Source organism: Sphingomonas sp. CROZ-RG-20F-R02-07 (genome assembly GCF_022662335.1).
GTDB lineage: Bacteria > Pseudomonadota > Alphaproteobacteria > Sphingomonadales > Sphingomonadaceae > Sphingomonas.
This window is the reverse complement of sequence record NZ_JAKNQJ010000002.1, coordinates 360,690-386,250: the sequence shown is the minus strand read 5'-3', so window position 1 is coordinate 386,250 and position 25,561 is coordinate 360,690. Positions and strand designations below refer to the sequence as shown.

General features: G+C 67.3%; 26 protein-coding genes. 4 read left to right on the top strand and 22 right to left on the bottom strand.

Annotation, left to right across the window (positions count from 1 at the left end):
• Window position 1 precedes the first annotated feature (1 nt).
• The 7 genes from L8H00_RS05635 to L8H00_RS05605 form a co-directional block, all read right to left on the bottom strand.
• Complete coding sequence (locus tag L8H00_RS05635; protein ID WP_242096251.1) at window positions 2-439, bottom strand: Hpt domain-containing protein; 438 nt, start codon at window positions 437-439, stop codon at window positions 2-4.
• 96 nt (window positions 440-535) lie between these two features.
• Window positions 536-1,915 carry a ribosome biogenesis GTPase Der gene (der, locus tag L8H00_RS05630; RefSeq protein WP_242096250.1) on the bottom strand — a complete coding sequence of 460 codons (1,380 nt, stop codon included), beginning with the start codon at window positions 1,913-1,915 and terminating at the stop codon, window positions 536-538.
• 63 nt (window positions 1,916-1,978) lie between these two features.
• Complete coding sequence (locus L8H00_RS05625) at window positions 1,979-3,301, bottom strand: PQQ-binding-like beta-propeller repeat protein (protein ID WP_242096249.1); 1,323 nt, start codon at window positions 3,299-3,301, stop codon at window positions 1,979-1,981.
• On the bottom strand, window positions 3,298-3,999 hold the full coding sequence (locus L8H00_RS05620) for a tetratricopeptide repeat protein (RefSeq protein ID WP_242096248.1): 702 nt from the start codon (window positions 3,997-3,999) through the stop codon (window positions 3,298-3,300). Before L8H00_RS05620 ends, L8H00_RS05625 begins: the two co-directional genes overlap by 4 nt.
• A gap of 74 nt (window positions 4,000-4,073) precedes the next feature.
• Entirely contained in the window at window positions 4,074-4,934 is an 861-nt protein-coding gene (gene panB / locus L8H00_RS05615; RefSeq protein WP_242096247.1) for a 3-methyl-2-oxobutanoate hydroxymethyltransferase, read from the bottom strand.
• A 24-nt stretch (window positions 4,935-4,958) separates the two neighbouring features.
• Complete coding sequence (locus L8H00_RS05610; protein WP_242096246.1) at window positions 4,959-5,396, bottom strand: hypothetical protein; 438 nt, start codon at window positions 5,394-5,396, stop codon at window positions 4,959-4,961.
• A gap of 59 nt (window positions 5,397-5,455) precedes the next feature.
• A complete protein-coding gene (locus tag L8H00_RS05605; RefSeq protein WP_242096245.1) occupies window positions 5,456-5,803 on the bottom strand; it encodes an ArsC family reductase in 348 nt (115 codons plus the stop codon).
• A gap of 120 nt (window positions 5,804-5,923) precedes the next feature.
• Between L8H00_RS05605 and L8H00_RS05600 the strand changes: the two genes are divergently transcribed.
• The 4 genes from L8H00_RS05600 to L8H00_RS05585 are packed head-to-tail and all read left to right on the top strand — an operon-like array spanning window position 5,924 to window position 10,730.
• Window positions 5,924-7,984 carry an NAD(+) synthase gene (locus tag L8H00_RS05600; protein WP_242096244.1) on the top strand — a complete coding sequence of 687 codons (2,061 nt, stop codon included), beginning with the start codon at window positions 5,924-5,926 and terminating at the stop codon, window positions 7,982-7,984.
• A 44-nt stretch (window positions 7,985-8,028) separates the two neighbouring features.
• Entirely contained in the window at window positions 8,029-8,910 is an 882-nt protein-coding gene (locus L8H00_RS05595) for a CDP-alcohol phosphatidyltransferase family protein (protein WP_242096243.1), read from the top strand.
• Window positions 8,910-10,001: an inositol-3-phosphate synthase gene (locus tag L8H00_RS05590; RefSeq protein ID WP_242096242.1), complete on the top strand. Its 1,092-nt coding sequence runs from the start codon at window positions 8,910-8,912 to the stop codon at window positions 9,999-10,001. The genes L8H00_RS05595 and L8H00_RS05590 overlap by 1 nt, the downstream gene beginning before the upstream one ends.
• A gap of 3 nt (window positions 10,002-10,004) precedes the next feature.
• On the top strand, window positions 10,005-10,730 hold the full coding sequence (locus tag L8H00_RS05585; protein ID WP_242096241.1) for an NTP transferase domain-containing protein: 726 nt from the start codon (window positions 10,005-10,007) through the stop codon (window positions 10,728-10,730).
• Here L8H00_RS05585 and L8H00_RS05580 read toward each other — a convergent pair.
• The 15 genes from L8H00_RS05580 to tkt form a co-directional block, all read right to left on the bottom strand.
• Window positions 10,701-11,159: a winged helix DNA-binding protein gene (locus tag L8H00_RS05580; RefSeq protein WP_242096240.1), complete on the bottom strand. Its 459-nt coding sequence runs from the start codon at window positions 11,157-11,159 to the stop codon at window positions 10,701-10,703. The genes L8H00_RS05585 and L8H00_RS05580 overlap by 30 nt on opposite strands.
• A 23-nt stretch (window positions 11,160-11,182) precedes the next feature.
• Window positions 11,183-11,638 (bottom strand): hypothetical protein, encoded by a 456-nt coding sequence (locus tag L8H00_RS05575; protein ID WP_242096239.1) that lies wholly within the window; start codon window positions 11,636-11,638, stop codon window positions 11,183-11,185.
• A gap of 20 nt (window positions 11,639-11,658) precedes the next feature.
• Window positions 11,659-12,012 carry a hypothetical protein gene (locus tag L8H00_RS05570; RefSeq protein ID WP_242096238.1) on the bottom strand — a complete coding sequence of 118 codons (354 nt, stop codon included), beginning with the start codon at window positions 12,010-12,012 and terminating at the stop codon, window positions 11,659-11,661.
• 59 nt (window positions 12,013-12,071) lie between these two features.
• Window positions 12,072-12,548, bottom strand: coding sequence for a helix-turn-helix transcriptional regulator (locus tag L8H00_RS05565; protein WP_242096237.1), 477 nt, complete (start codon window positions 12,546-12,548; stop codon window positions 12,072-12,074).
• Between the two features lie 88 nt (window positions 12,549-12,636).
• Window positions 12,637-12,987 carry a DUF6481 family protein gene (locus tag L8H00_RS05560; RefSeq protein ID WP_242096236.1) on the bottom strand — a complete coding sequence of 117 codons (351 nt, stop codon included), beginning with the start codon at window positions 12,985-12,987 and terminating at the stop codon, window positions 12,637-12,639.
• Between the two features lie 65 nt (window positions 12,988-13,052).
• Window positions 13,053-14,450 carry an APC family permease gene (locus tag L8H00_RS05555; RefSeq protein WP_242096235.1) on the bottom strand — a complete coding sequence of 466 codons (1,398 nt, stop codon included), beginning with the start codon at window positions 14,448-14,450 and terminating at the stop codon, window positions 13,053-13,055.
• A gap of 119 nt (window positions 14,451-14,569) precedes the next feature.
• A complete protein-coding gene (locus L8H00_RS05550) occupies window positions 14,570-14,776 on the bottom strand; it encodes a TOBE domain-containing protein (protein ID WP_242096234.1) in 207 nt (68 codons plus the stop codon).
• A complete protein-coding gene (locus L8H00_RS05545) occupies window positions 14,773-16,692 on the bottom strand; it encodes a biotin carboxylase N-terminal domain-containing protein (protein WP_242096233.1) in 1,920 nt (639 codons plus the stop codon). Before L8H00_RS05545 ends, L8H00_RS05550 begins: the two co-directional genes overlap by 4 nt.
• Before the next feature lie 148 nt (window positions 16,693-16,840).
• Complete coding sequence (locus L8H00_RS05540; RefSeq protein ID WP_242096232.1) at window positions 16,841-18,439, bottom strand: carboxyl transferase domain-containing protein; 1,599 nt, start codon at window positions 18,437-18,439, stop codon at window positions 16,841-16,843.
• 22 nt (window positions 18,440-18,461) lie between these two features.
• The gene (locus L8H00_RS05535; RefSeq protein WP_242096231.1) at window positions 18,462-19,628 is read right to left on the bottom strand and encodes an isovaleryl-CoA dehydrogenase; all 1,167 of its coding nucleotides are present in this window, start codon (window positions 19,626-19,628) and stop codon (window positions 18,462-18,464) included.
• Window positions 19,629-19,678: 50 nt separating this feature from the next.
• On the bottom strand, window positions 19,679-20,425 hold the full coding sequence (locus tag L8H00_RS05530; RefSeq protein WP_242096230.1) for an HAD-IIB family hydrolase: 747 nt from the start codon (window positions 20,423-20,425) through the stop codon (window positions 19,679-19,681).
• Window positions 20,422-21,234, bottom strand: coding sequence for a Cof-type HAD-IIB family hydrolase (locus L8H00_RS05525; protein ID WP_242096229.1), 813 nt, complete (start codon window positions 21,232-21,234; stop codon window positions 20,422-20,424). The genes L8H00_RS05530 and L8H00_RS05525 overlap by 4 nt, the downstream gene beginning before the upstream one ends.
• On the bottom strand, window positions 21,231-22,214 hold the full coding sequence (gene gnd / locus L8H00_RS05520) for a phosphogluconate dehydrogenase (NAD(+)-dependent, decarboxylating) (protein ID WP_242096228.1): 984 nt from the start codon (window positions 22,212-22,214) through the stop codon (window positions 21,231-21,233). Before gnd ends, L8H00_RS05525 begins: the two co-directional genes overlap by 4 nt.
• A gap of 97 nt (window positions 22,215-22,311) precedes the next feature.
• On the bottom strand, window positions 22,312-23,436 hold the full coding sequence (gene tal / locus L8H00_RS05515; protein WP_242096227.1) for a transaldolase: 1,125 nt from the start codon (window positions 23,434-23,436) through the stop codon (window positions 22,312-22,314).
• Complete coding sequence (tkt, locus tag L8H00_RS05510; RefSeq protein WP_242096226.1) at window positions 23,436-25,541, bottom strand: transketolase; 2,106 nt, start codon at window positions 25,539-25,541, stop codon at window positions 23,436-23,438. The genes tal and tkt overlap by 1 nt, the downstream gene beginning before the upstream one ends.
• Between the last annotated feature and the right edge of the window lie 20 nt (window positions 25,542-25,561).

Here is a 25,561-nt window from a genome sequence, read left to right as displayed (position 1 = left end):
TTTATGCCCGACCGAAGCCGCCGGTGGGCCGCCGGCCAAATCCGCCGCCCGCTGCCGGGCGACGCGCCACCAATGGATTGGCCTCGCGCTCCAGCAGCGCCAGTGTTTCCTCGAACAGTGGACGCAGCCGGGCGACGGGCGTCAGCGCATCCTCGGGCGTGTCGTGCAGCTCGACGCAATCGCGCGCGATGCCTTCGATCTCTTCGGCCAGTGCCGCCAGCGGCTCGGCCCCGAACTGCCGCGCCTCGCCCTTCAGCGTGTGCGCCGGGATCACCATCGCCGCCGCGGATTGGGCGCGCATTGCCGCCTCGATCGCGGCGACCGATTTTACGCCGTCCTCGCGAAAATAGCCCAGAATGCGGACGAAGCCGCCGCCCAGCTCCGCACGGGCGTGCGCATAGGCCGCCCAATCCACCAGGGTGCTTCCCTCGAACGACACGGCTTTCTCCCGATCGGACCTCCTTTGGCCCCAAAGCACAGACCTCGGGTTAGCGGCTCGAAGTAAACACAAGGTTTCTTCGGAGAACTTCGCCGGTTATTTCGCCTGATCGAACGGATTCTTGGGCGCGCGCATCGTGATCCGCACGGGCACCGCGCCGAAGCCCAAATCGCGGCGCATCGAATTGACCAGATAGCGCTCGTAGCTCGCGGGCAATTGATCGACGCGCGTACCAAAGATGACGAAGGTTGGAGGACGCGTCTTCACCTGCGTGACGTAGCGCAGCTTGACCCGCTTGCCGCCCGGTGCGGGCGGCGGATTGGCCTCGATCGCGCGTTCGAACCAGCGGTTCAGCTCGCCCGTTCCCACCCGCCGCGACCACGCTTCGCGCACGTCGAAACAGGCCTGGATCAGTTGGTCGATGCCTTTGCCGGTGGCGGCGGAGACGGTCATCACGCTCACCCCCTTCACCTGGCTGAGCCCGTCTTCCAGCGCACGCTTCACGCCGTTGAAGAGCGACGACGCATTCTCGGCCACATCCCATTTGTTGAGCGCGATGACGAGCGCACGGCCCTCCTCCAGCACCCGGTCCGCGATGCGCAGATCCTGCCCCTCGAGCCCCAGCGTGGCGTCGAGCAGCAGCACCACCACCTCGGCAAAATCGACGGCGTGGAGCGCGTCGGCGACCGACATCTTCTCCAGCTTGTCCTGCACCTTGGCGCGCTTGCGCATGCCCGCGGTGTCGATCAGCCGCACCTTGCGGGCCTCGCCCCCGGCCGGTTCCCACAGCCAGTCGACCGCGATCGAATCCCGCGTGATCCCGGCCTCGGGTCCGGTAATCATCCGGTCTTCGCCCAGCATGCGGTTGACGAGCGTGGACTTGCCCGCATTGGGGCGGCCGACGATCGCGAGCTTCAACGGGCCGTCATAGACCTCGTCCTCATCCTCCGGTGCGACGTCGTCCGCCGCGGTGACCGCATCGAGCAGCGGAAGCAGCGCCTCGAACAGATCGCCCATGCCTTCGCCATGTTCGGCGGACACCTGCACCGGGTCGCCGAAGCCCAGCGCCAGCGCCTCCAGCACGCCCTGATCGCCGGCGCTTCCTTCTGCCTTGTTGGCGGCCAGCACCACGGGCGTGGTGGACGCGCGCAGCCAGCGAGCGATCTCTTCGTCGAGCGGCACGATCCCCGCACGGGCATCGACCATGAACAGGGCGACGTCAGCCTGCGCCACCGCCGCCTCGGTCTGCTGACGCATCCGGCCGGGCAACGTCTGCGCGTCGTGATCCTCATAGCCCGCGGTATCGACGATGCGGAAATCGAGCCCGATCAGGTGCGCGTCGCCCTCACGCCGGTCGCGTGTGACGCCGGGACGATCGTCGACGAGCGCGAGCTTCTTGCCGACGAGGCGATTGAACAGCGTCGACTTGCCGACATTGGGACGGCCGACGATCGCGACGACTGGAAGTTTGGACATGATGCCGCCCTAGCGCGTCAGGTGCGGGCCGTCACCCTCCCGAAGGAAAGCGACGGCAAGCCCTTAGCGATAGGCGGTCAGCCGCCCACGCTCGTCGATCACGTACAGCGTCGAATTGGCGACGACCGGCGGCAGCGTATAGCCACCCTTGGTCTCGATCGTATCCGCGATCGATCCGTCGCCCGGGTTCACGAAGGCGATGCCGCCGTCCGAATTGGTGAGCACGAGGCGATTGCCGGCGAGCACCGGGCCATACCAGGTGATCGGACCCTTCTTCTTCTTCACGTTGCGGAACGCGGGAAGCTGCGCGATCCAGCGCGCCTTGCCCGTCGCGCGCGCGAGGCAGAGCAGGCGCGCATCGTCGGTGGCCACGAACAGCCATTCGCCGGCGATCCAGGGCGTCGAGATGCCGGCGAGATTCTGTTCCCACAGTCGCTGCCCGGTGCCGAGATCCAGCGCGACCATGCGGCCACCCTGCCCGACCGCATAGACCTTGCCCTGATCGATCACCGGATCGGCATCGATATCGGCGAGGCTCGACACCGACGTGCTGATCGAGGTGCGCGACAGCGCGTCCTGCCACAGCACGCGGCCATTCTCGTAACGATAGGCGCTCAGTTCGCCGCTCGAAAAGCCGGTGACGACCGTGCCTTGGCTAGCGGCGGGCGCCGCCACGCCGAACACGCCTTGCGTCTCCAGCGTGCCCGATTGCGCCCATTGCACCTTGCCGTCCGTCTCCGACAGCGCGAACACCTGATTGTCCTGCGTCAGCACGTAGAGCGAACCGTTCGAAATGGTCGGCGCGCCGCGCAACGGACCACCGGGCTTCGCGCGCCACAATTCCTTGCCGTCCGCCGCGTTCAACGCGACCACGTCGCCCAGACCGTCGCTCGCAAAGACCTTGCCGTCGTCATAGCTGACACCGCCGCCGAACCGCGCGTGACGGTTGCCCTCGGGCGAAGCGATGGTCTTTTCCCACAGCACCGTGCCGGTGTCCGAGGCGAAGGCATGCACCGTCGATTCGACGTCCACGACGAACAGCTTCTTGTCGGCCACCACTGGCGTCGCGGCGAGCCGGGCGCGGTTCGAGCCGCCGTCGATCGTCGCCTCCCACAGCCGCTTGGGCTGGGTGGCGAGCGCCAACTGGCCCATCGATTTCTGCGCGTTGCCGCCCGATTGCGTCCAACTGTCGTTCACCGCGGCGACCGGCAGCAGCACCTGGACATCGGCCATCGTCTTGTCGGTATCGATGCCGTTTTCGGAAACGAGGATGGGGATCCGGTCGCCCAGCGTCGGCGTCTTCTTGTGGCCACCCTTGAAGATGCCGCAGGCGCTGAGCGCGAGCATGGCGCCGATCGCGATCGAGGCGCGGAGTTCGGTCTTCATTGCGCTTTCACATCCTCACTCTGGGCGACGGCATCGACGCCCAGTACGCCCGCCATCTGAACGCTGCGTTGACGAATCGACTGCGGCACATTGGCGTCGCGCGCGATCTGGCCGAACATCCGGCCCGCCAGGTCGCGACGGCCGCTGCGCAGATAGGCCACCGCGACCATCTCGCCCGCGCTGCCGAACCACGGATTGCCCGGCACCGCGAGCGGCCGGAGGCGATCGATCACCGCCTGCGGCTTCAGCGTGTCATATTCGGCCGAGGTCTGGCGGACGAGCGCCAGATCGCGGAACGGCTTGGCGGCAGCGGAATCATCGGCGATCGCCGCGAACATCGCCGCGGCGCCCTTCTCGTTCTTGTTCTGCAGCAGCAGATCGGCCTGGGTGAAGCGCGCCAGTGTCGCATAGCCCGGGCGCCCCGACGCTGCGAGCGGCGCCAGCGTCGACGACGCCACGTCCTTTTTGCCGTCGCTCAGCGCGTCATAGGCGGATTGGAGCTGTTCGCCGGCCACGCCCGCAGTCTGCTCCTCATGGTGCTGCCAGTAGAAAAACCCTGCAAGCGCAATGAGTAACGCAACCCCAAGGCCGATCGCGAGTTTCCCGTAACGAGTCCAGAAGCCAACAAGCTGATCGCGGCGGAGTTCGTCATCGACCTCGCGCAGAAAGGCTTCGTTCGTTTTCGGCGGAAGGGCCAAGGATGAGCTCCGGGACATGATCGGGATCGCAAGGCGCAGTCCTTAGCCGCGACGGCGCGGAAACGGAAGCCGGGTCAGTCCCGGGCGGCGTAGGTCTGCGCCTCCCCCGGAAAACTGCGTGCACGCACCTCCTCGGCATAGCGCGTGGCGGCGTCCGAGATGCGGCCCGCGAGGTCGTCGTACCGCTTCACGAAGCGCGCAGTCCGCTCGAACATCCCCAGCATGTCCTCGGCGACCAGCACCTGCCCGTCGCAGCGGGCGGAGGCGCCGATCCCGATCGTCGGGCAGGCGACCGCGTCGGTGATGGCGATCGCGATGCCCTCGACCACACCCTCCACGACGACCGCGAATGCGCCGGCGTCGGCCACCGCGACCGCGTCGGCGACGATCTTCTTCGCCTCAGCCTCGCTGCGCCCGCGCGCGCCATAGCCGCCGAGCATGTTCACCGCCTGAGGCGTGAGGCCGACATGCCCCATGACAGGAATGCCGCGCTCGGACAGGAAGCGCACGGTGGGCGCCATCGCCTCGCCCCCTTCCAGCTTCACCGCCGCCGCGCCGGTCTGCTTCAGGAGCCAGGACGCGCTCTCGAACGCTTTTTCGGGCGAAGCCTCATAGGCGCCGAACGGCATATCGATGACGACCAGCGCATGATAACTGCCCCGCACCACCGCGGCGCCGTGCGCGACCATCATCTCGAGCGTGACGGGCACGGTCGAGGGCAAGCCGTAGACGACCTGGCCGAGGCTGTCGCCGACCAGCAGCATGTCGCAATGGGGATCGAGCAGTTGCGCGGTGCGCACCGTATAGGCGGTGAGCATCACCAGCGGCGTGCCACCCTTCTGCCGCCGGATCGCGGGGATGGTCAGCCGCTTCATCGGCGAAGGCGTCGGGTTCGCGCGGCTGGTGCCGGTGTCGATCGTGTACGTGGTGGACATGGCGCCGGTCCTAACCCGCCCGGCTCACCTGATCCAGCCACGTCGCCGCGCCCGGCCCGAAATCACGAAGCCGCCGATCGCGGTGGCGAGGATCAGGATCGGAAACGGGATAACCGCCAGCGCGCCTTTCACCGCGACGATGTCGGTGGCGGTGAACAGCCAGCCGAACTGCACGACGATGCCGAGGATCGACAGCGCATAGAGCGGGCGCGCCAGCTTGGCGCGCGAGACGAGCGCCAACGCCCCCAGCAACCCGCTGCCGACGGCGAAGGCATAGACCAGATCGTACCACGTCGGCAGCCGGGCGAACAGCGCGCGGTCATAACCGCTCGGCGTTCCCAGCGCCTCGGCGCCCAGCCGCCATTGTTGCGCACAGGCATAGCAGCCGGCGAGCGCCCAGATCAGCAGGGCGACCACCGTCACCTTGAACCAGAAGGGTGCTTCCTGCCTGACATAGCCCATTCGACGCTCCCATTCGCGGGGCGATTGTTGCGCCATTCACCGCCGAGGCGCAACATGGATCAAGCGTTCAGGGCGGCAGCGTAGCGCTGTGGATCGAACCCGACGAGCAGAGCGTCGCCCGAGACCACCACGGGACGGCGGATCGCCGACGGATTGGCGACCATGACGGCGAGTGCCCGATCGCGATCCAGCCCGACCTTGTCAGCATCGGGCAGCTTGCGAAACGTCGTGCCCGATCGGTTGAGCAACGCTTCCCAGCCCAGCCGGTCGATCCAGCCAGCCAGCGCATCGGCATCCACGCCCGCCGTCTTGTAATCGTGGAAATCATGGGCGACGCCGTGCGCGTCGAGCCAATGGCGGGCCTTTTTGACGGTGTCGCAATTGCGGATGCCGTAGAGCGTCGTCATCGGCCTCGTTCCTATGGTTGGCGGGCCGCCATGCCGCGCGCGGGCGAAGCTGCCAAGACGTGCCCCGCGTTTGGCGGATGCGGAACCGCGGCCTAAGGGCTTTGCGTCGAAGGAGTCGCCATGTCCACGCACCCGTTCCATGCGATCCATAGCCATGGGCTGATTCGCGTCGCCGCCGCGACTCCGGTGGCATCGGTCGGCGACACCATCGCAAACGCCGAAGCCGCCATCGCGCTGGCGCGGGAGGCGGATGCCGACGGTGTCGATCTCGTCGTCTATCCCGAACTGAACCTGACCAGTTACGCGATCGACGATCTTCATCTCCAGACCGCGCAACACCGCGCCACCGAAGCGGCGATCGCCGCCATCGCTGCGGCGAGCGCGGATCTCTGCCCGGTGCTGATCGTCGGCGCCGCCCTTTCGCAGGCCGGGCGCCTCTATAATTGCGCCGTCGCGATCGCCCGCGGACGGATCCTGGGGGTGGTGCCCAAGACGTTCCTGCCAAACTACCGAGAATATTATGAAAAGCGCTGGTTCTCGAGTGGTGCCGGCATCACGGGCGATCGTCATGTCACGCTGGCGGGGCAGGCCGTGCCTTTCGGCACCGACCTGATCTTTGCGGCGACCGACCTCGAGCATTTCATCTTTCATGTCGAGATCTGCGAGGATTACTGGGCGCCGACGCCGCCTTCCACGATGGGCGCGCTGGCCGGCGCGGTGATCTGCTGCAACCTGTCCGCCTCCAACGTGGTGATCGGCAAGGCACGCGAGCGCGTGCTGCTGTCGGCCTCGCAAAGCGCCCGCGCGCTGTGCGCCTATGTCTATGCCGCGGCCGGATCGGGCGAGAGCACCACCGATCTGGCCTGGGACGGCCAGGGCATGGTCCACGAGCTCGGCGAGATGCTCGCCGAGTCGCCGCGGTTCGCCGCCGGAAACGCGTTGACCGTCGCCGATGTCGATGCGGAGCGGATCGTGCAGGAACGGATGCGCAACGGCAGTTTCGGCGATGCCGCCCGACTGGCGGGCAATCCCGAGACGCGCTTTCGCCGGATCGGCTTCGATCACCAAGCGCCCATCGTCGATCGCGGGCTTCGGCGCGACATGCGGCGCTTCCCGTTCGTGCCCAACGATCCCGGCAAGCGCGACGCGGACTGTTACGAAGCGTTCAACATCCAGGTCGAGGGGCTTGCCCGGCGAATCACCGCCTCCGACGCGCAAACGCTCGTCATCGGCATCTCGGGCGGGCTCGACTCGACGCACGCCCTGATCGTGGCGGCCAAGGCGATGGACCGCCTCGGCCGGCCGCGCACCGACATTCTGGGCTTCACCATGCCGGGCTTCGCGACGGGCGATTCGACGAAAGCCAATGCCTGGGCACTGATGCGCGCGATTGGCGTCACCGCCGCGGAAATCGACATCCGCCCCGCCGCCCGCCAAATGCTGGGCGACATGGACCACGCCTTCGCGCGCGGCGAGCCGGCCTATGATGTGACGTTCGAAAACGTCCAGGCGGGCCTGCGCACCGATTATCTCTTCCGCCTGGCCAATCAACGGGGCGGGCTGGTGGTCGGCACGGGCGACCTCTCCGAACTCGCGCTCGGCTGGTGCACCTATGGCGTCGGCGATCAGATGAGCCATTACGCGGTGAATGCGGGCGTGCCCAAGACGCTGATCCAGTTCCTGATTCGCTGGTGCGTTCGCCACGGCGAATTCGATGCCGCCACCGATGCGGTGCTCGAATCGATCCTTGCCACCGAAATCTCGCCCGAGCTGGTGCCGGTCGGCGCCGATGGCGCAATCCAGAGCACGGAGGCGAAGATCGGCCCCTATGCGCTCAACGATTTCTTCGCGCACTACGTGGTCCGCCACGGGCTCGCCCCCTCCAAGATCGCGTTCCTCGCCTGGCATGCCTGGCGCGACGCGGCGGCCGGACGCTGGCCCGAGGACATGCCCGCCGACTCGCGCGTCGCCTATGACCTGCCGACGATCGTCATGTGGCTGGATCGTTTCCTCCAGCGCTTCTTCGCGACCAGCCAGTTCAAGCGGTCGGCGCTTCCCAACGGACCCAAGGTTTCGGCCGGTGGCGCGCTGTCTCCGCGTGGCGACTGGCGGGCGCCGTCCGATGGCACCGCGCGGGTGTGGCGCGACGAACTCCGTGCAAACGTGCCGGAAATGCCGTAGGCGAACTTGCAATAGAGGCCTTACAGGCGCATTGTGACCCACCTATGACATCCTCTTCACCGGATGGATCGCGCGACCCCCGGATCGAGGACCCATCCAATCTCAGGATCATCCACCCGGCGGCACGCGCCTTGCTGCCGTCGGCGCTTGCGCTCGGCCTGTCGGCCAATTTGGTCTCGCTGATCGGTCTGATGCTGGGGATCGGTGCGGCCGCGGCCTATGCGCGCTGGGAGAGTCCCTGGGCGGCAATGCTGGGCCTGATCCTGTCGATCGGATGGCTGATCGCCGACGGGCTGGACGGCATGGTCGCGCGCGCGACGGGCACGTCCAGCGCGATCGGGCGGATGCTCGACGGGCTGGTCGATCACGGCGTCTTCATCCTCATCTATGTCCGGATCGCGCTCGGCATCGGCACGGTGGAAGGCTGGATCCTCGCCATTTCGGCAGGCGTCGCGCACATGGTGCAATCGAGCCTCTATGAGGGCGAGCGCGCGCGCTTCCACCGCAGGGTCCGTGGCGAGGCGCTGATCGCCCTGCCCCGGCTCAGCCGCATGCCGCTGGTGATGCTCTACGACTGGGTCTCCACCAGCTTCGATCGGCTGGCCCAGCCTTTCGAGCGACTTCTGGCGCGCAGTCCCGATCCGCGGGCGCTCGGCCGCGCCTATGGCGATGCCGCGGTGCCCCCGATGCGGGCGATGGCCTGGCTCAGCGCGAACGTACGCGTGGCGGCGGTCTTCCTGGCCTGCCTCGTCGGCAATCCCCGTTATTTCTGGTGGTTCGAGATCGTGGTCCTCACCCCGATCGCGATCGCCACCATGATCCGTCACCGGCGCGTGGAGCATGGCTTCGTCCATGGTCCGGCAGCCGCCTTTGCAGGCGACGATCGTCTCGCGCCCGCCTTCTCTTCAAAGGAACACCGTCACTGATGTCTAGCATCCGGATCGCCGTCGTGGGTATCGGCAATTGTGCAAGCTCGCTCGTCCAGGGCCTCGAGCATTATCGCGAAGGCGCCAACGACACCGTCGGCCTGATGCACATGGAGATGGGCGGCTATCGGCCGAGCGACATCAAGGTGGTCGCGGCGTGGGACGTCGACAAGCGCAAAGTGGGCAAGGACGTCGCCGAGGCGATCTTCGCCAAGCCCAATTGCACCGCGGTGTTCGCGCCCAACGTGACCGCCACCGGAACCGTGGTGAAGATGGGCCGCAAGCTGGACGGCGTGGCCGACCACATGGCCGATTACAAGGACGACCGCACCTTCCTGCTCGCCGACATGGCCGAGCCGACCAAGGACGACGTGGTGCGCGAACTGCGCGAGAGCGGCACGGACGTCCTGATGAACTATCTGCCGGTGGGCAGCCAAGAGGCGACCGAATTCTATGCCGAATGCGCACTCGAGGCCGGCGTCGCCTTCGTGAACAACATTCCCGTGTTCATCGCCTCCAACCCCGTCTGGGCCAAGAAGTTCGAGGATGCCGGCGTGGCGATCATCGGCGACGACATCAAGGCACAGCTCGGCGCGACCATCGTCCACCGCGTGCTGACCGACCTGTTCGCCAAGCGCGGCGTAAAGCTCGACCGGACGTACCAGCTCAACACCGGCGGCAACACCGACTTCCTCAACATGTCGAACCATCGCCGGCTCGAATCGAAGAAGATCAGCAAGACCGAGGCGGTGCAATCCGTGGCGGCAGAGCGGCTTGACGACGACAACGTGCATATCGGCCCGTCCGATTACGTGCCGTGGCAGAACGACAACAAGGTGTGCTTCCTGCGCATGGAAGGCCAGCTGTTCGGCGGCGTGCCGATGAATTTGGAGCTGCGCCTCTCGGTCGAGGATTCGCCCAATTCGGCCGGCGTCGCGATCGACATGATCCGCTGTGCCAAGATCGCGAAGGATCGTGGCATCAAGGGCGTGGTCGATCCCGCCTCCGCCTACTTCTGCAAACACCCCCGCGCGCAGATGACCGACGATCTGGCGCAGATCGCGGTCGAAGAGTTCATCAAGGCAGCCTGACGCGTGATCGACACCGCCGTGCTTCTCGCCGCCGGCCAGGGAAGCCGGTTGCGCGGCACCACGCCGTTCAAGCCGCTTTGCCCGGTCGGCGGCCGAGCGCTGATCGATCATGCGATCTACGGGCTGGCCGAGGCCGGTCTGTCGCGCGCGATCGTGACGCTCGGCTATGGCGCGGCCGCGATCCAGGCGCATCTCGCATCCAGACGGTGGCCGATCACCGTGGAAACGGTGGACGTCGCCGACTGGCTTGCGCCCAACGGCGTGTCCCTGCTGGCGGCCGCCGCGCGGCTGGGCAATGCGAGCGCGGTGCTGGCGATGTGCGATCATCTGGTCGACCCGGCGCTCTATGCGCGCCTCGCCCAGGCGGGAGCCGGCGAAGGGCTTCGGCTCGGGATCGACCGGCGGCTCGGCCATGCCTGGGTCGATCCCGACGACGTCACCTGCGTGGCGACGCGTGGCGACGCGATCGTCGCGATCGGCAAAGGTCTCGCACCGCACGACGCCTATGACACGGGTGTATTCGCGGTCGGACCCGCGCTGTTTGCGGCGCTGAAGCGGATTGCCGCACCCTCGCTGACCGAGGGCGTGCGCGCGGTCGCCGCAACCGGCGCCGCGCTCGCGATGGATTGCAGCGACCTCGACTGGATCGACGTCGACGATGCGCCGGCGCTGTTCAAGGCCGAGGCGTGGCTCGCCGATCTAGCGAGCCGCGCGGCCGCGGCGGCCTGAACGCTCCGCCTCGGCACCGCGTTCGCCGTCGAGAAGGTCGACCATGGCATTCCAGCCGCGATCGGTCAGCCGCACATAGGTGCGACGCTTGTCGACCGTATCGGCGATACGGTCCAGCAGTCCCCGGGCGCGCAGCAGCGCGATGTAGCGCAGTGCCGTCGCCGAGGACGCGCGCGCCCCCACGCACACCGAGGTGACGCAGAGCGGTCGCCCTTCACATTCCGAAAGGAACAGGTCGAGCATGATGTTCCAGGCGGGGTCGCCGAACAGCCCCTCGCCCATCAGGGCGGTGCGCCGCTCGTTCAGCGCATAGGCCCGCTGCGCGACGTCGATGATGCCGTCGGAGACGGACCGACGCGGCGCGGCCGAAGGCGTCGGGCGCCGTGGCGCGGGCGCCATGACGTAGGATGATATGGACAATGTGGTCACGGTGATGTTCCGATGAACGCGGCTCAGGCGCCCGGCTGGATGCTCCAGTCCGGATCGCGGCCATTCTGCAGAAGCCGCCGCCGATGTCGCACCGTGGCGACGATCAGGATGACGGTAATCGGATAGGCCCAGGCCTGAACCAGAATCGCGTAAGCGAGGCGCAAGACCGACGGATCGATGGCCTTCACGACATGAGCCGTGGTGCCCAGCGCGTGAAGCGCCACTATCCAAAACGGCCAGAACCGATCGGCATACAGCGCCAGCACGACGAGCACCGACAGGAGCGTCATGTCCACGGCGAGAACGCCGAGCTGCGGGTGAACATACCCCGTCGGCCCGCTGTCACGAACGAGGCGGGTGAGCATCGATGCTGCCAGCAACGATGCCCCCGCAATTCGCTCCGGTGCCCCTCCCTTGGCGAAGGCATAGGCCGAAGCGCCGATCGCAAAGGCGTTGAAGGCCAGAACCCTGCTGTCCATGCGATCGTGCTCCGATATTGTCAGGCCACCGCGGCCAACGTGACCGGTTGAGCGCCACGCCCTTCTGCCGGTGGGCAGTCCCCCTGATCGCCATAGGCATAGAACGCGCCAAGGCCGATATCGGACCGGACCGTCACCAGCGCCCGGTGCGCTTCCACCAGCCGGTGGCGGGCACGCACCAGATCGGCGGTCGCCTCGGACACCAATTGGATCGCGTCGAGCCCGGTGGCCACCGGCAGGCGTGCATCGGCGCGCTGGCGCAGCATCGTCGCCACGCAATCCGCCGCACAGGTGGCGGCTTCGTCGGCCGCCCGTTCGGCCTTCAGGAAATCGGCCGTCACGAGATCGGCAGCCTGGCGTCGTTCCTTCAACATCGATCATTCCCCCCGTCGCGGCAAGCCGCGTGTCGTTCGCAGAGCGGCGGGGACGTTCGCTAACGATAATGCGCGATCAGGCTGGACAGGGTGAGCGCCATGTTCAGCACGACCATCGACGATACCGCCACGAACAGGGTGAGCGCGACCATCATGCCAAGCCGCTGAAGCTTGGTGAGGTGGTTGCGCATCCTCCCGCCTTGGCGACCGCCGGGTGACAAGCCCAGCAGCCGTCGAGCGAGCCACCACGGCTCGTTCGACAGCGGGATTGGCGCGACATCGGCCGTGTTGGGAACGTCGATCGGCTCCCATGGCAGGCGATCGGACGTCGTACCGCCTTCATGCTCGACCAGCATCCGTGCCGCGGCGAAGCGCGAGCGCGCGTCGAGCATCTGCACCGCGCGCTCGATCCGCTTGTCGACGGCCGACGGCGACACGCCGAGCAACCCGGCGATCTCCTTCGAATTGTGATGGCTGGCTACGAGGCGGAGGCAGGCACGCTGCGGCTCGGTCAAATGCTCGATCGGCGGCGTCATGCAGCCGAACATAGGCGATCGGGCGTACCAAGCAATGTTGCTGGCAAAATGAACCGAATTCGCCGCTCCGAAGGGCGGCGAAGATCGTTCAGCGGCGCGCCTTGCGCGCGGCGTAGCGGGCGTCGCGGAGGGCCTTCTTCTCGGCGTCGGTCAGTTCGGGCTTGGCGCTGGCCTTGCGCGCGGCCTCGGCGGCATCGGCCTCTTCCTGCGCCTTGCGCGCGGCTTCGGCCTTGGCATCCTGTTCGGCCTGGATCCGGGCGGCACGACGGGCGGACTGTTCGGCCTCGCGCTCGGCGCGACGCTCGGCGGCGGCGGCGCGTTCGGCGGCCACCGCCGGGTCGATCGGCGGCTTGGCCTTCAGCTTGTCCAGCGCCCGTTGCTTGGCGGCAGCGGCATTCGCGGCGCGTTCGCTGAAAGTCGGGGCCTTGTACGACGACATGCATGTTCCTCTGAGCGACCAGGATCGGACGCGGACCCTGCCGATGGCGCAAGCGCGCCCAATTTTCAACCCGTCGCGGGCTCCGCCGGGTCGCGCACCACCCAAGCGCCGCGGCGACGCAGCACCAGCCCGTAATAAAGCGCGGCGCCGACGATCTGCGCCGCCGTGGCGATCAGGCTGGGGCGCCCCTCGTCGAGATCGAGCCAATTGGTATACACGACATAGGCCAGCGCGACCAGCGTCAGCACCGGCGCGGCCGGATAAAGCGGCATCCGGAACGGCGCGTGCGCGGTCGCGCCCGTCCGCCGCCCGACCATCGCCGCCACCGCAATCCCGGCATAGATCGCGATCAACCCCGCGCCGCTCAACACCAGCAACAGCGTCAGCGGGGCGAAGCACGCCGCGATCCCGACCGCGCCGGTGAACAGCGTGGCGAGCCATGGCGAGTCGAAGCGCGGGTGGATCGCCTGCATCCAGCGATCGACCGGCCGCCCCCACGCGCCGTCGCGCCCGGTGCTGTAGAAGAAACGCGCGCACGACAGGATACATGCGATCGCGGCGTTGAGGATCGCGATCACCACGCCCACCGCGATCCATCCCGACAGCAAGGGGCCGCCCCGCGCCAGCACCAGCGTGCCGAACGGATCGTCGTCCACGAACGCCGCGTGAAGGTCGCGCGATCCCATTAGCAGCGCCACGATCGGCACGATCTCCAGCACCAACGTGGCGACGAGGGCGACGAGCACCGCCCGTCCGATCTGCCGCCCCGCCTCGTGCAGCTCCTCGCCGAAATACACCGCGGCGCCGTATCCGTTCAGCGCGAAGATCGCGACCGAGGTGGCCAGCCCGATCGCCGCCGGTGAAGCCGGATGCAGCGTCGCCCCCAGCGGCATCACCGGATGAAGCACCAGCGCGCCGATCGGCTGGGTGGCATGCGCGAAGCCGAGCACCGCCACCACCACGAGCGCGAGCATCTCGATGGCGAGGAAGACGCCTGTCAGCACCGCGTTGACGCGGATGTTGAGCAGCCCGATCAGCGTCGACAGCGCGACGACCGCCACCGCCACGGGCACTTGCGGCAATCCCGGGATCACGGTCGAGAGCACCGCGCTCACCCCCAGCCCCAGGACGGGCGGAAAGAGCAGGTTGTTGAACACGTTGATGCCGAGCATCACGAACCCCGCCAGGGGCCCCAGCGTGCGCGCCACCATCACATATTCGCCGCCAGCGATCGGCCAGACCGAGGCGAGCTCGGCATAGACGAAGGCGGTGGCCACGCAGACGATGCCGGCGAGCACCAGCGCCCAGATCGTGCCGCTGCCCGCGGCGTGCAGCATCCCCGGCACGATGACGAACACCGAAGAAGCGGGCGTCGCCACCGACAGCGTCAGGAACAGCACGCCGAGCAACCCGAGCGAACGCGTCAGCGGGGTGGCGTGCGGCACGCTCTTGATATCCGGCATCTTTCCCCCGTGGCCCATGGCCGTTAACCATGGCCATAGGCAGTAAATGCCGGCGTGCGAAGACCCGATGCGCGCCCGACCGACCGACCGTCAGCCGGCGCGTGGCGGGCCGGCGCGGCTCACTTGCCGATCAGCACGTCGCTGGCCTTCACGATCACCGTCACCGTGTCGCCCTTTGCCAGCCCCAGTTCCTCGATCGCCTCTTCGGTGATGCTGGCGGTGACGATAGTGCCGCCGCCGATATCCACCTTCACCGTGCCGTTCACGGCACCGGGCGTGATCGCGGTGACGGTGCCGGCGATCTGGTTGCGGGCGCTGATCTTCATGACGTTTCCTTCTCGATGGTAGCGAGCACGACGCCTTCGGCGACCTGACCGCCGACAACCGCGGAAAGGCGGGAAACGATCCCGTCGAACGGCGCGACGAGACTGTGTTCCATCTTCATCGCCTCGAGCGTCAGCAGCGTCCGTCCCTTGGCCACCGCCTCGCCCTCATGCACGCCGACCGCGATGATCCGGCCGGGCATGGGCGAGACGATCGCCCCGTCCGCCGCCGCGCCGCCGGCGGTGCCGCTCGCGCGGAACGGCTGGAAGAGATGCGCCCAGCCGCGATCGACGATGAGGACGCCGTCCGCCGTCTCGCGCAGCAGCGATCCCTCGTCCGGCACCCGCGCCCCGACGCATCCCTCGCGGCGCATGCCATCGGCCAGCATCGCGACGCGCTCGCGCCGGGGGGCGTTGAGGCGAAGGCCGAGCAGGTCGCGCCAGATTTCGCCCGACGCGTCGTCGCTGGCCGGATCGGCCGCATGGCGCGTGCCGCCACCGGCGCGCACGATCTCGACCGCCGCGGTGTCGAGCAGTGCCGCACCGATCGCCGCGCCCGCGGTCAGCGCCTCGCCTTCGCGCGCGATGAAACCCGTATCGATCGACGCGGCGGCGAAATCGGGGTGGCGCAGCAGCGCGGCGAGGAAGCCGGCATTGTTGCGCACCGGCCAGGTCAGCACGGTGTCGCAGGCGAGCGCCAGCTTCTCGCGCGCCTCGTCCCGCGTCACGCCGTGCACCACCAGCTTGGCGATCATCGGATCGTAGAAGGGCGACACCGCCGAGCCCCGGCCCACGCCGGTCTCGATCCGGGCGAGATCATCGTCCAGGAAGAATTCGCCCAACACGCCGGTACTCGGCAGGAAATCGGCCAGCGGATTTTCCGCATAGAGCCGCGCCTCCATCGCCCAGCCGCGAATGGCGAGTTCGTCCTGCCGCCGGGGCAGCGGCTCGCCGCTCGCGACGCGCAACTGCCATTCGACCAGATCGACGCCGGTGATCTCCTCGGTGACGGGATGTTCCACCTGGAGCCGGGTGTTCATCTCCATGAACCAGATGCGATCGGCGCGAAGACCCTCGCTTGCATCGGCGATGAACTCGATCGTGCCCGCGCCGACATAATCGACCGCGCGCGCTGCCTTCACCGCGGCCGCGCAGATCGCCGCGCGGGTGGCCGCATCCATGCCGGGCGCAGGCGCTTCCTCGATCACCTTCTGGTGGCGGCGCTGCAGCGAACAGTCGCGTTCGAACAGATGGACGACCTCGCCCTGCGTGTCGCCGAAGACCTGCACCTCGATATGGCGCGGCGAGAGGATGTATTTCTCGATCAGCACGCGATCGTCGCCGAACGACGCCGCCGCCTCGCGCCGGCACGAGGCCAGAAGTTCGGCGAAATCGGCCGCGGCGTCGACGCGCCGCATGCCCTTGCCGCCGCCGCCCGCTACCGCCTTCACCAGCACGGGATAGCCGATTGCATCCGCCTCCGCGCGCAGCCGATCGGGGGACTGGTCCTCCCCCAGATAACCCGGCGTCACCGGCACGTCCGCCGCGATCATCAGCGCCTTGGCCGCGTCCTTCAGCCCCATCGCGCGGATCGCGGCGGGCGGCGCGCCGACCCAGATCAGCCCGGCCGCGATCACCGCATCGGCAAAACCGGCATTCTCGCTCAGGAAACCATAGCCGGGATGGATCGCCTCCGCGCCCGTCTCCAAAGCGGCGGCGATGATCCGTTCGCCGACCAGATAGCTTTCGCGCGCCGGGCTCGGGCCGATCGCCACCGCCTCGTCCGCCAGCTTCACATGGAGCGCGTCCGCATCAGCGTCCGAATGGACCGCGACCGTCCGGATCCCCATCGCCCGCGCGGTGCGGATGATCCGGCAGGCGATTTCACCGCGATTCGCGATCAGCAGCGATTTCAGCATGTTGGCCCTGCGAAGTGGAGGAAGTGGAGATGTACCATGGGTCTTTCCACTTCGCGCGTCTCGCCCGTCGCAGCGGAGGGTACGAAGAGGCGCAGACGCTCGATCATGGACGCGAGGCTATGCCGAAACGGGGCGTGTAGGACACACGTCACATCCGGAACACGCCGAAGCGCGGCTCCCCGATCGGCGCTTCCAGCGTGGCCGCGAGCGCCAGCCCCAGCACGTCGCGCGTCTGGGCGGGATCGACGATGCCGTCGTCCCACAGCCGCGCCGTCGCATACCAGGGATTGCCCTCATCCTCATATTTCTGCCGGACGGGGGCCTTGAACGCCTCCGCCTCCTCGGGCGTCCAGCGATCGGCGTCGCGGTGGACGGTGGCCAGCACGCTCGCGGCCTGTTCGCCGCCCATCACGCTGATCCGGCTGTTGGGCCAGGTGAACAGGAAACGCGGCGAATAGGCCCGGCCGCACATGCCATAATTGCCCGCGCCGAAGCTGCCGCCGATCAGTAGGGTGATCTTGGGAACGCTGGCGGTCGCCACCGCGGTGACCAGCTTTGCGCCATGTTTCGCAATGCCTTCCGCCTCATATTTGCCACCGACCATGAAGCCCGAGATGTTCTGGAGGAACAGCAGCGGGATCTTGCGCTGGCAGGCCAGCTCGATGAAATGCGCGCCCTTTTGCGCGCTTTCGCTGAACAGCACGCCGTTGTTGGCGAGGATGGCGACGGGCATGCCCCAGATATGCGCGAAGCCGCAGACGAGGCTGGCGCCGTACAACGCCTTGAACTCGTGGAACTCGCTGCCGTCGACCAACCGCGCGATCACCTCGTGCACGTCATAGGGCGCGCGCACATCGGCGGGGACGATGCCATACAGCTCCTCCGCCGCATATCGGGGGGGCCGCGGCACCGCGAGGTTGACGGGCGCGCGCGTCGCGGGCGGCAGGGTGGCGACGATGTCGCGCACGATCGTCAGCGCATGGTCGTCATTCTCGGCGACATGGTCGACGACGCCCGATCGGCGGCCATGCGTATCGGCGCCGCCCAGTTCCTCGGCCGAGATCACCTCGCCCGTCGCCGCCTTCACCAGCGGCGGCCCGGCGAGGAAGATCGTCCCCTGCCCGCGCACGATGATCGTCTCGTCCGACATGGCGGGCACATAGGCGCCGCCCGCGGTGCACGATCCCATCACGCACGCGATCTGCGGAATGCCGAGCGCGGACATCTGCGCCTGGTTGAAGAAGATCCGGCCGAAATGCTCGCGATCGGGAAACACCTCGGCCTGGTGCGGCAGGTTCGCGCCGCCGCTGTCGACCAGATAGATGCAGGGCAGCCGGTTTTCCTGCGCGATTTCCTGCGCACGCAGATGCTTCTTCACGGTCAGCGGGAAATAGGTGCCGCCCTTCACCGTGGCGTCGTTGCACAGGATCATGCATGGCCGCCCCGACACCCGGCCGATCCCGCAGATCAGCCCCGCGCCCGGCACCGCGTCGTCATAGAGGCCGTTGGCCGCGAGTTGCCCGATCTCGAGGAATGCGCTGCCGGGATCGAGCAGATGCTCGACTCGGTCGCGCGGCAGCAGCTTGCCGCGCGCGGTGTGGCGCTCGCGCGACGCGGCACCGCCGCCCAATGCCGTGCGCGCGACATCCGCACGCAGGCTCTCGGCGAGCGCGCGGTTGTGCGCGGCGTTGGTGCGGAAGGTTTCGCTGTCGGGCGACACCGCGCTGGCGAGGACGGGCGCGCTCATCGATCCGGACCGGCGCGATCGCTCACTGCGCCACCCGGGGCGCCGCGCCGATCAGCTCGCGCCCGATCAGCATCCGACGAATCTCGTTCGTGCCGGCGCCGATGTCGAGCAGCTTGGCGTCGCGCATATAGCGCTCGACCGGCCAGTCCTTGGTATAGCCGGCGCCCCCCAGCGCCTGGATCGCCTCCAGGCTGACGCGCACCGCATTCTCGCTGGCCAGCAGGATCGCGCCCGCCGCGTCGAACCGCGTGGTCTTGCCCGCATCGCAGCTCCGCGCCACCGCATAGACATAGGCGCGCGCCGAATTGAGCGCGACATACATGTCCGCCACCTTCGCCTGGATGAGCTGGAACTGACCGATCGGCTGGCCGAACTGGCGCCGTTCGCGGACATAGGGGATCACGACGTCGAGGCACGCCTGCATGATGCCGAGCTGGATCCCCGCGAGCACCGCGCGCTCGTAATCCAGCCCCGACATCAGCACGCCGACGCCGCCATTTTCCGGGCCCATCACGTTTTCGGCCGGCACATGGCAATCGTCGAACACCAGCTCGGCGGTGGGCGATCCGCGCATGCCCATCTTGTCGATCTTCTGGCCGATCGAGAATCCGGCGAAATCCTTCTCGATCAGGAAGGCGGTGATGCCGCGGCTGCCTTCGCCCGTTTTGGCATAGACGACCAGCGTGTCGGCATAGGCCGCGTTGGTGATCCAGAATTTGGTGCCGTTCAGCACATAGCCGTCATCGGTCTTCGCCGCCTTCAGCTTCATGCTGACCACGTCCGATCCCGCGCCCGCCTCGGACATGGCGAGGCTGCCGACATGTTCGCCCGACACGAGCTTGGGCAGATATTTCGCCTTCTGCTCGGCCGAGCCCCAGCGGCGGATCTGGTTCACGCACAGATTGGAATGCGCGCCGTAGCTGAGGCCGACCGACGCGCTGGCGCGGCTCACCTCTTCCACCGCGATCACATGTTCGAGATAGCCGAGGCCGAGCCCGCCATACTCCTCCTCCACGGTGATGCCGTGAAGGCCGAGCTCGCCCATCGCCGGCCAGAGTTCGCGCGGGAACCAGTCCTCCGCGTCGATCCGTGCGGCGAGCGGGGCGATCGCCTTGTCCGCAAAGGCGCGTGTGGATTCGCGGATCATGTCCGCGGTCTCGCCGAGCGCGAAGTCGAAATCGATGGTCATGGCCTCTCCGTTTCAGATGTTACTATCACGGGAGGCCATGGGTTCAAGCGTCACTTCAGGCAGGCGACGATCCCGGCGATGGCCGCCAGCGTGCCGTCCGGGTCCTTCACCCGCACCGTCTCCAGCCCGAGCTCCTTGGCGGGATAATCATTGCCGCCCGGGAAGATCGCATCGCCGATGAACATCATCTGCTCCAGCGGGATGCCGCTCGCGTCACGCAGCTTCTTGAGGCCGTACGCCTTGTCGACACCCTTCTGCGTGATGTCGATCGAGGTGGCGCCGCCCATGTTGATCGACAGTTCGGGCAGGCGCGTGCGCAGATCGGCCTGGATCACCTTGCGCTTGGCGAAATCGGGATCCCAATGCTCCTTCTCGGCGATCGGCGCCTCCTGGCCCAGCGCCGAGAAGGTGATCTGGCTGCCGCGGTCCTCGATCCGCTCGCCCCAGGTCTTTTCGGGCTTGAAGCCGGTCGCCTCGAGCGACGCATCGAACGCCTCCAGGATCTTCGTCTTCTCGTCGTCGGAGAACAGTTCGGCATAGACGACCTGCCAGTCGCTGCCCTTGTGCGTGTAGAGCTTGGTGCCCGTGGTCGGCATCAGCCACAGCTTTTTCAGGTCCGCGCGCGCGGGCAGGCGCGAGGCGACCTGCTTCTGGAACTGCGGCCAGTCGCCACCCGAGATCACCGCGACGTTCGCCACCGCCAGCAGATCGGCCAGCGCCTCGCCCATCGTGTCTTTCAGCGGCTGCTTGCTCTCGGCCAGCGTGCCGTCGAGGTCGAACGCGATCAGCGAAATCATGCGGTGGCTCCATTACGGGGAAGGATGATGGTGTCGATGGCATGCGCGACACCGTCGGCGTCGTTGGCGGTGGTGTGTTCGTGCGCCTTGGCCTTCACCGCGTCGGGCGCGTTGCCCATCGCGATCGAAAGCCCCGCGCGTTCGAGCATCGGCACGTCGTTGGCCTGATCGCCGATCGCCGCCGTCTCCTCGATCGACACGCCGAACGCCTTGCAGAGCGCCACGATCCCGTCGCCCTTGTTGCCGCCCTTGGCGGTGAGGTCGAGATAATAGGTCTGGCTCTGCACGATCGTCGCACGGTCGCCATAAGCCTTGGCATCGGCGTGGAGCCGGCGCAGCAGCGGCTCGTCGTCGCTGACGAAGGTGATCTTATCCGCCTTCGCCAGCAGCGCGTCGAAATCCTGCGTGACGACCGGCGCCTGGTTGGAAGCGATCCGCTCATGCTCGACATGCACGCCCTGATCGGTGCTCGCATACCAGCGATCGTCGGCGAAGACCCAGAGATCGACCGCCTCCTTGCGCGCGAGGTCCATCACGCCGCGGGCGACATCCTCGGCGATCGTCTCGTGGCTGTCGATCGTGCCGTCGCGGCGAAAGACGAGGCCGCCGTTGAACGCGCCCATCGGCTCGTCCAGCCCGAGCGCGTCGGCGATCGGCATCATCCCCGAACGCGGCCGTGCGCTGACGATCGTGAAGCCGATCCCGGCCGCTTCCAGTCGGCGAACCGCCGCGATCGTCCCATCCGTCAGCTTCTTCGCCTTGTCGACCAACGTGCCGTCGACATCGGATACCAGCAGCTTCACGCTCACTGCGGCATCTCGACATGGCCACCGAAGCCGAAGCGCATCGCCGACAGCAATTTGTCGCCGAACGTATGCTCGACGCGGCTGCGATAGCGCGCGAAGAGCGCGGCGGTCAGCACATTGGCCGGCACCTTCTCCTCCATCGCCGCGTCGATCGTCCACTGGCCCTCGCCCGAATCGGCGACGTTGCCGGTGAACTGTTCGAGTTGCTGGTCCTTCGCGAGACCGATAGCAGTCAGGTCGAGCAGCCAGGACGAAATGACGCTGCCGCGGCGCCAGACTTCGGCGATGTCGGTGAGGTTGAGGTCGAACCGCTCATCTTCGGGAAGCTTGTCCGATTTCTTGCTCTTCAGGATGTCGAAGCCCTCGGCATAGGCCTGCATCAGGCCATATTCGATGCCGTTGTGCACCATCTTCACGAAATGGCCCGATCCCGCGGGGCCGGCGAAGATATAGCCCTTCTCGGCGCGCGGATCCTCGTCGCTGTCGATCCGGTCCGGGGTGCGCGGGATCGACCCCATGCCGGGCGCCAGCGCCTCGAAGATCGGCTCGATCGACTCGAGCGTCTCCTTCTCGCCGCCGATCATCATGCAATAGCCGCGCTCCAGCCCCCAGACGCCGCCCGAGGTGCCGACGTCGACATAATGGAGCCCCTTTTCGGCCAGCGCCTTGCCGCGGCGAATATCGTCCTTGTAGAAGCTGTTGCCGCCGTCGATCACGATGTCGCCGGGCTTGGCGTCCTTGCAGATCTCGGTGATCGTGCCTTCGGTGATCTCGCCGGCGGGCAGCATCACCCACCAGATCGCCGGGCTGTCGAGCTTGCCGCGCGCGTCGTCGAGCGAAGTCGCCGCCTCGGCGCCGTCCGCCGCGAGCGCCGCCACCGCCTTGTCGTCGCGATCGTAACCGACGACCTGATGGCCGGCCTTCATCAGGCGACGCGCCATGTTGGCACCCATGCGGCCGAGGCCGATCATTCCGATCTTCATGCGAAGTCTCCGCGCGTTTTGAGATGATGGCTTGAAATGATGGCGCTCGCCCGGCCATGCGCGCCTGGTGGCGCCGCCGGGCGAGCGGGAACGGGGTTCAGGCGGCGGTCGGCTGCTTGGCGGCGATCGCGCCCAGCAGATCGTCGAACGCCTTGGCGAACGCGGTGACGCCCTCGCCCACCAGCGTCTCGGTGACGCCGTCGAGCTGCAGGTCGAGCCGCTCGGCCTCGGCGAGGACATGGCGCGCCGCGTCGATGTCCTGAGTCAGCGTGGGTGCCGCGGTGCCGTGATCGCGAAACGCATCCATCGTCTTGGGCGGCATGGTGTTCACCGTGTCGCGCCCGATCAGCGTATCGATATAGAGCGTGTCGGGATAGGACGGGTCCTTCGTGCCGGTCGAGGCCCAGAGCAGCCGCTGCGGCTGCGCACCCTTGGCGGCCAGCGCCTGCCAGCGATCGGTCTTCAGGAAATCGAGATACCATTGATACGCCATCTTGGCGTTGGCGATCGCCACCTTGCCGCGCACCGCCTTCAGCGCGTCGGCCTCGGCATCGCCGTCCTTCACGCGCTCGTCGATCGCCTTGTCGATCATCGCGTCGATCCGGCTGACGAAGAAGCTGGCCACGCTGGCGATCCGGTCGATCGGCTGGCCCTGCCGCACGCGCTCCTCGAGGCCCATCACATAGGCGTCGGCGACGCGCTTATAGGCCTCAAGCGCGAACAGCAAAGTCACGTTCACGTTGATGCCGGCCGCGATCGTCGCCGCGATCGCGGGGGCGCCGGCGAGCGTACCGGGGATCTTTATCATGACGTTGGGCTTGTCGACCATCGTCCACAGCTTCTGCGCCTCGGCGATCGTGGCGTCGGTGTCGTCGGCGAGATAGGGCGACACCTCCAGGCTGACATAGCCGTCCTTCGCGTCCAGCCGATCGTAGATCGGGCGCAGCGTATCCGCCGCGTGCTTGATGTCCTCGACGGCCAGATGCTCGTAGCGGTCCATCGTCGGCGCGTCGGGATGCGCCTGGTCATAGGCCTTCAGGCTCTCGTCATAGGCATCGCCATGCCCCATCGCCTTTTCGAAGATCGACGGGTTGGACGTAACGCCCGTCAGCCCGTCCTCGTCCACCAGCTTCTGCAACCCGCCGGCCGCCAGAAACTTGCGGTCGACGAAATCGAGCCAGACGGCCTGGCCCTGCGCTTCGAGGTCGTTGAGCTTGCCCATCACTTCGTCTCCACGAGTTCGCGGGCGACCTTGACGACATTGTCGACGGTGAACCCGTATTTATCCTGCAGTTTGGCGATCGGGGCGGACGCGCCGAAGGTGGACATGGTGATCGTCTTGCCCTCCATGCCGACATAGCGGTCCCAACCGATCTCGCCGCCCATCTCGACCGCAAGCCGGGCTTTCACCGCCTTGGGCAGGACACTTTCCTTATAGTCGTCGTCCTGCACCTCGTAGCGGTGCCAGCTCGGCATCGACACGACACGGCTCTTCACGCCCTGGCTCTTCAGCGTCTCGTGCGCCTCCACCACCAGCGCCACTTCGCTGCCCGTGGCGATCAGGATCACGTCGGGCGTGCCGTCACTGTCGGCCAGCACGTAGCCGCCTTTCATCAGCCCTTCGGCCGAGGCGTATTTCCCGCGGTCGAGCGTCGGAAGCGCCTGGCGCGAGAAGATCAGCGCGGTGGGCGAATCGCCGGCGAGGATCGCTGCCTTCCATGCCCAGGCCGTCTCGTTCGCGTCGCACGGGCGGATCGTGTCGAGCCCGGGGATCGCGCGCAGCGTGGCGAGCTGTTCGATCGGCTGGTGCGTAGGGCCGTCCTCGCCGACGCCGATCGAGTCATGCGTGAAGACGAAGGCGACGCCCAGTTCCATGATCGAGGCGAGCCGCACCGGCGGCCGCATGTAATCGGAAAAGACGAGGAAGGTGGCGGTGTAGGAGCGCAGGTGCGACAGCGCCATGCCGTTCGCGACCGAACCCATGCCGTGTTCGCGCACGCCGAAATGCAGGTTGCGCCCGTCATAGGAGGCCGCCTGGAACGACCCGCCATCGTCGATCGCGGTCTTGGTCGACGGCGCGAGATCGGCCGACCCCCCGACCAGCCAGGGCAGCTTCCGAGCGATCGCGTTCAGCACCTTGCCACCGGCATCGCGCGAGGCGATCCCCTTGGCATCCGCCTCGAACACGGGAATGTCCGCATCCCAGCCCTCGGGCAGCGTGTCCGACAGCATGGCGTCGAGTTCGGCGGCGAGATCGGGCTGTGCGGTGCGATACCGCTCCAGCAGCGCCTCCCATGCCTCGCGCAGCGGGCGGCCCCGCTCCGCCACCGCGGAGTGCAAATGCTCCGCCACGCCGTCGGGCACCAGGAACGCCGAGTCCTCGGGCCAGCCATAGGCCTTCTTAGTGTCGCGGATCTGATCCGCGGTCATCGCCTCGCCATGCGCCTTGGCGGTGCCCTGGATCGCGCTGCCGTAACCGATCACCGAATGGACGACGATGAAGGTCGGCTTGTCCTTGGTCGCGCGGAACGTCTCGATCGCCTTGGCGACGGCGACGGTGTCGTTGGCGTCGTTCACATGGACGACGTTCCAGCCATAGGCCTCGAACCGCTTGCCCACATCCTCGTCGAACGCGAGATCGGTGCCGCCCTCGATCGAGATATGGTTGGAATCATAGATCCAGCAAAGATTGGAGAGCTTCAGATGGCCGGCCAGGCTCGCCGCCTCGCTCGCCACGCCCTCCATCATGTCGCCATCGCCGCACAGCACATAGGTGTCGTTGTCGAACAGCGTGAAATCGGCCGTGTTGTAGCGCGCCGCGAGCCAGCGCTCGGCGAGCGCCATGCCGACCGAATTGCCGCAGCCCTGGCCGAGCGGACCGGTCGTCGTCTCGACGCCGGTGGTGTGGCGATATTCGGGATGACCCGGCGTCTTGGACGAGAGCTGGCGGAACTGCTTGATGTCGTCCAGGCTGACGGCCGGCTCACCGCTCGGTTTGCCGTCCTTGTCGATCTCCTTGACGCCCGCGAGGTGGAGCAGCGAATAGAGCAGCATCGACGCATGGCCGACCGACAGCACGAAGCGGTCGCGATTGGCCCAGTCGGGCCGGTCGGGATCGGTGCGCAGGAACTTGGCCCAGACGGTATAGCCGACCGGTGCCAGCGCCATCGGCGTGCCGATATGGCCCGATTTCGCCTTGGCCACCGCATCCATCGAGAGCGTGCGGATCGTGTCCACCGTCAGCCGCTCCAGCGTGCCGTCCTCGTGGAGCGCGGTCGATTCGGGGGCATCGGCCGCATTGGTGGCGGACGTGGCGGTATCGGTCATGAACAGGAACCCCTTGGGTG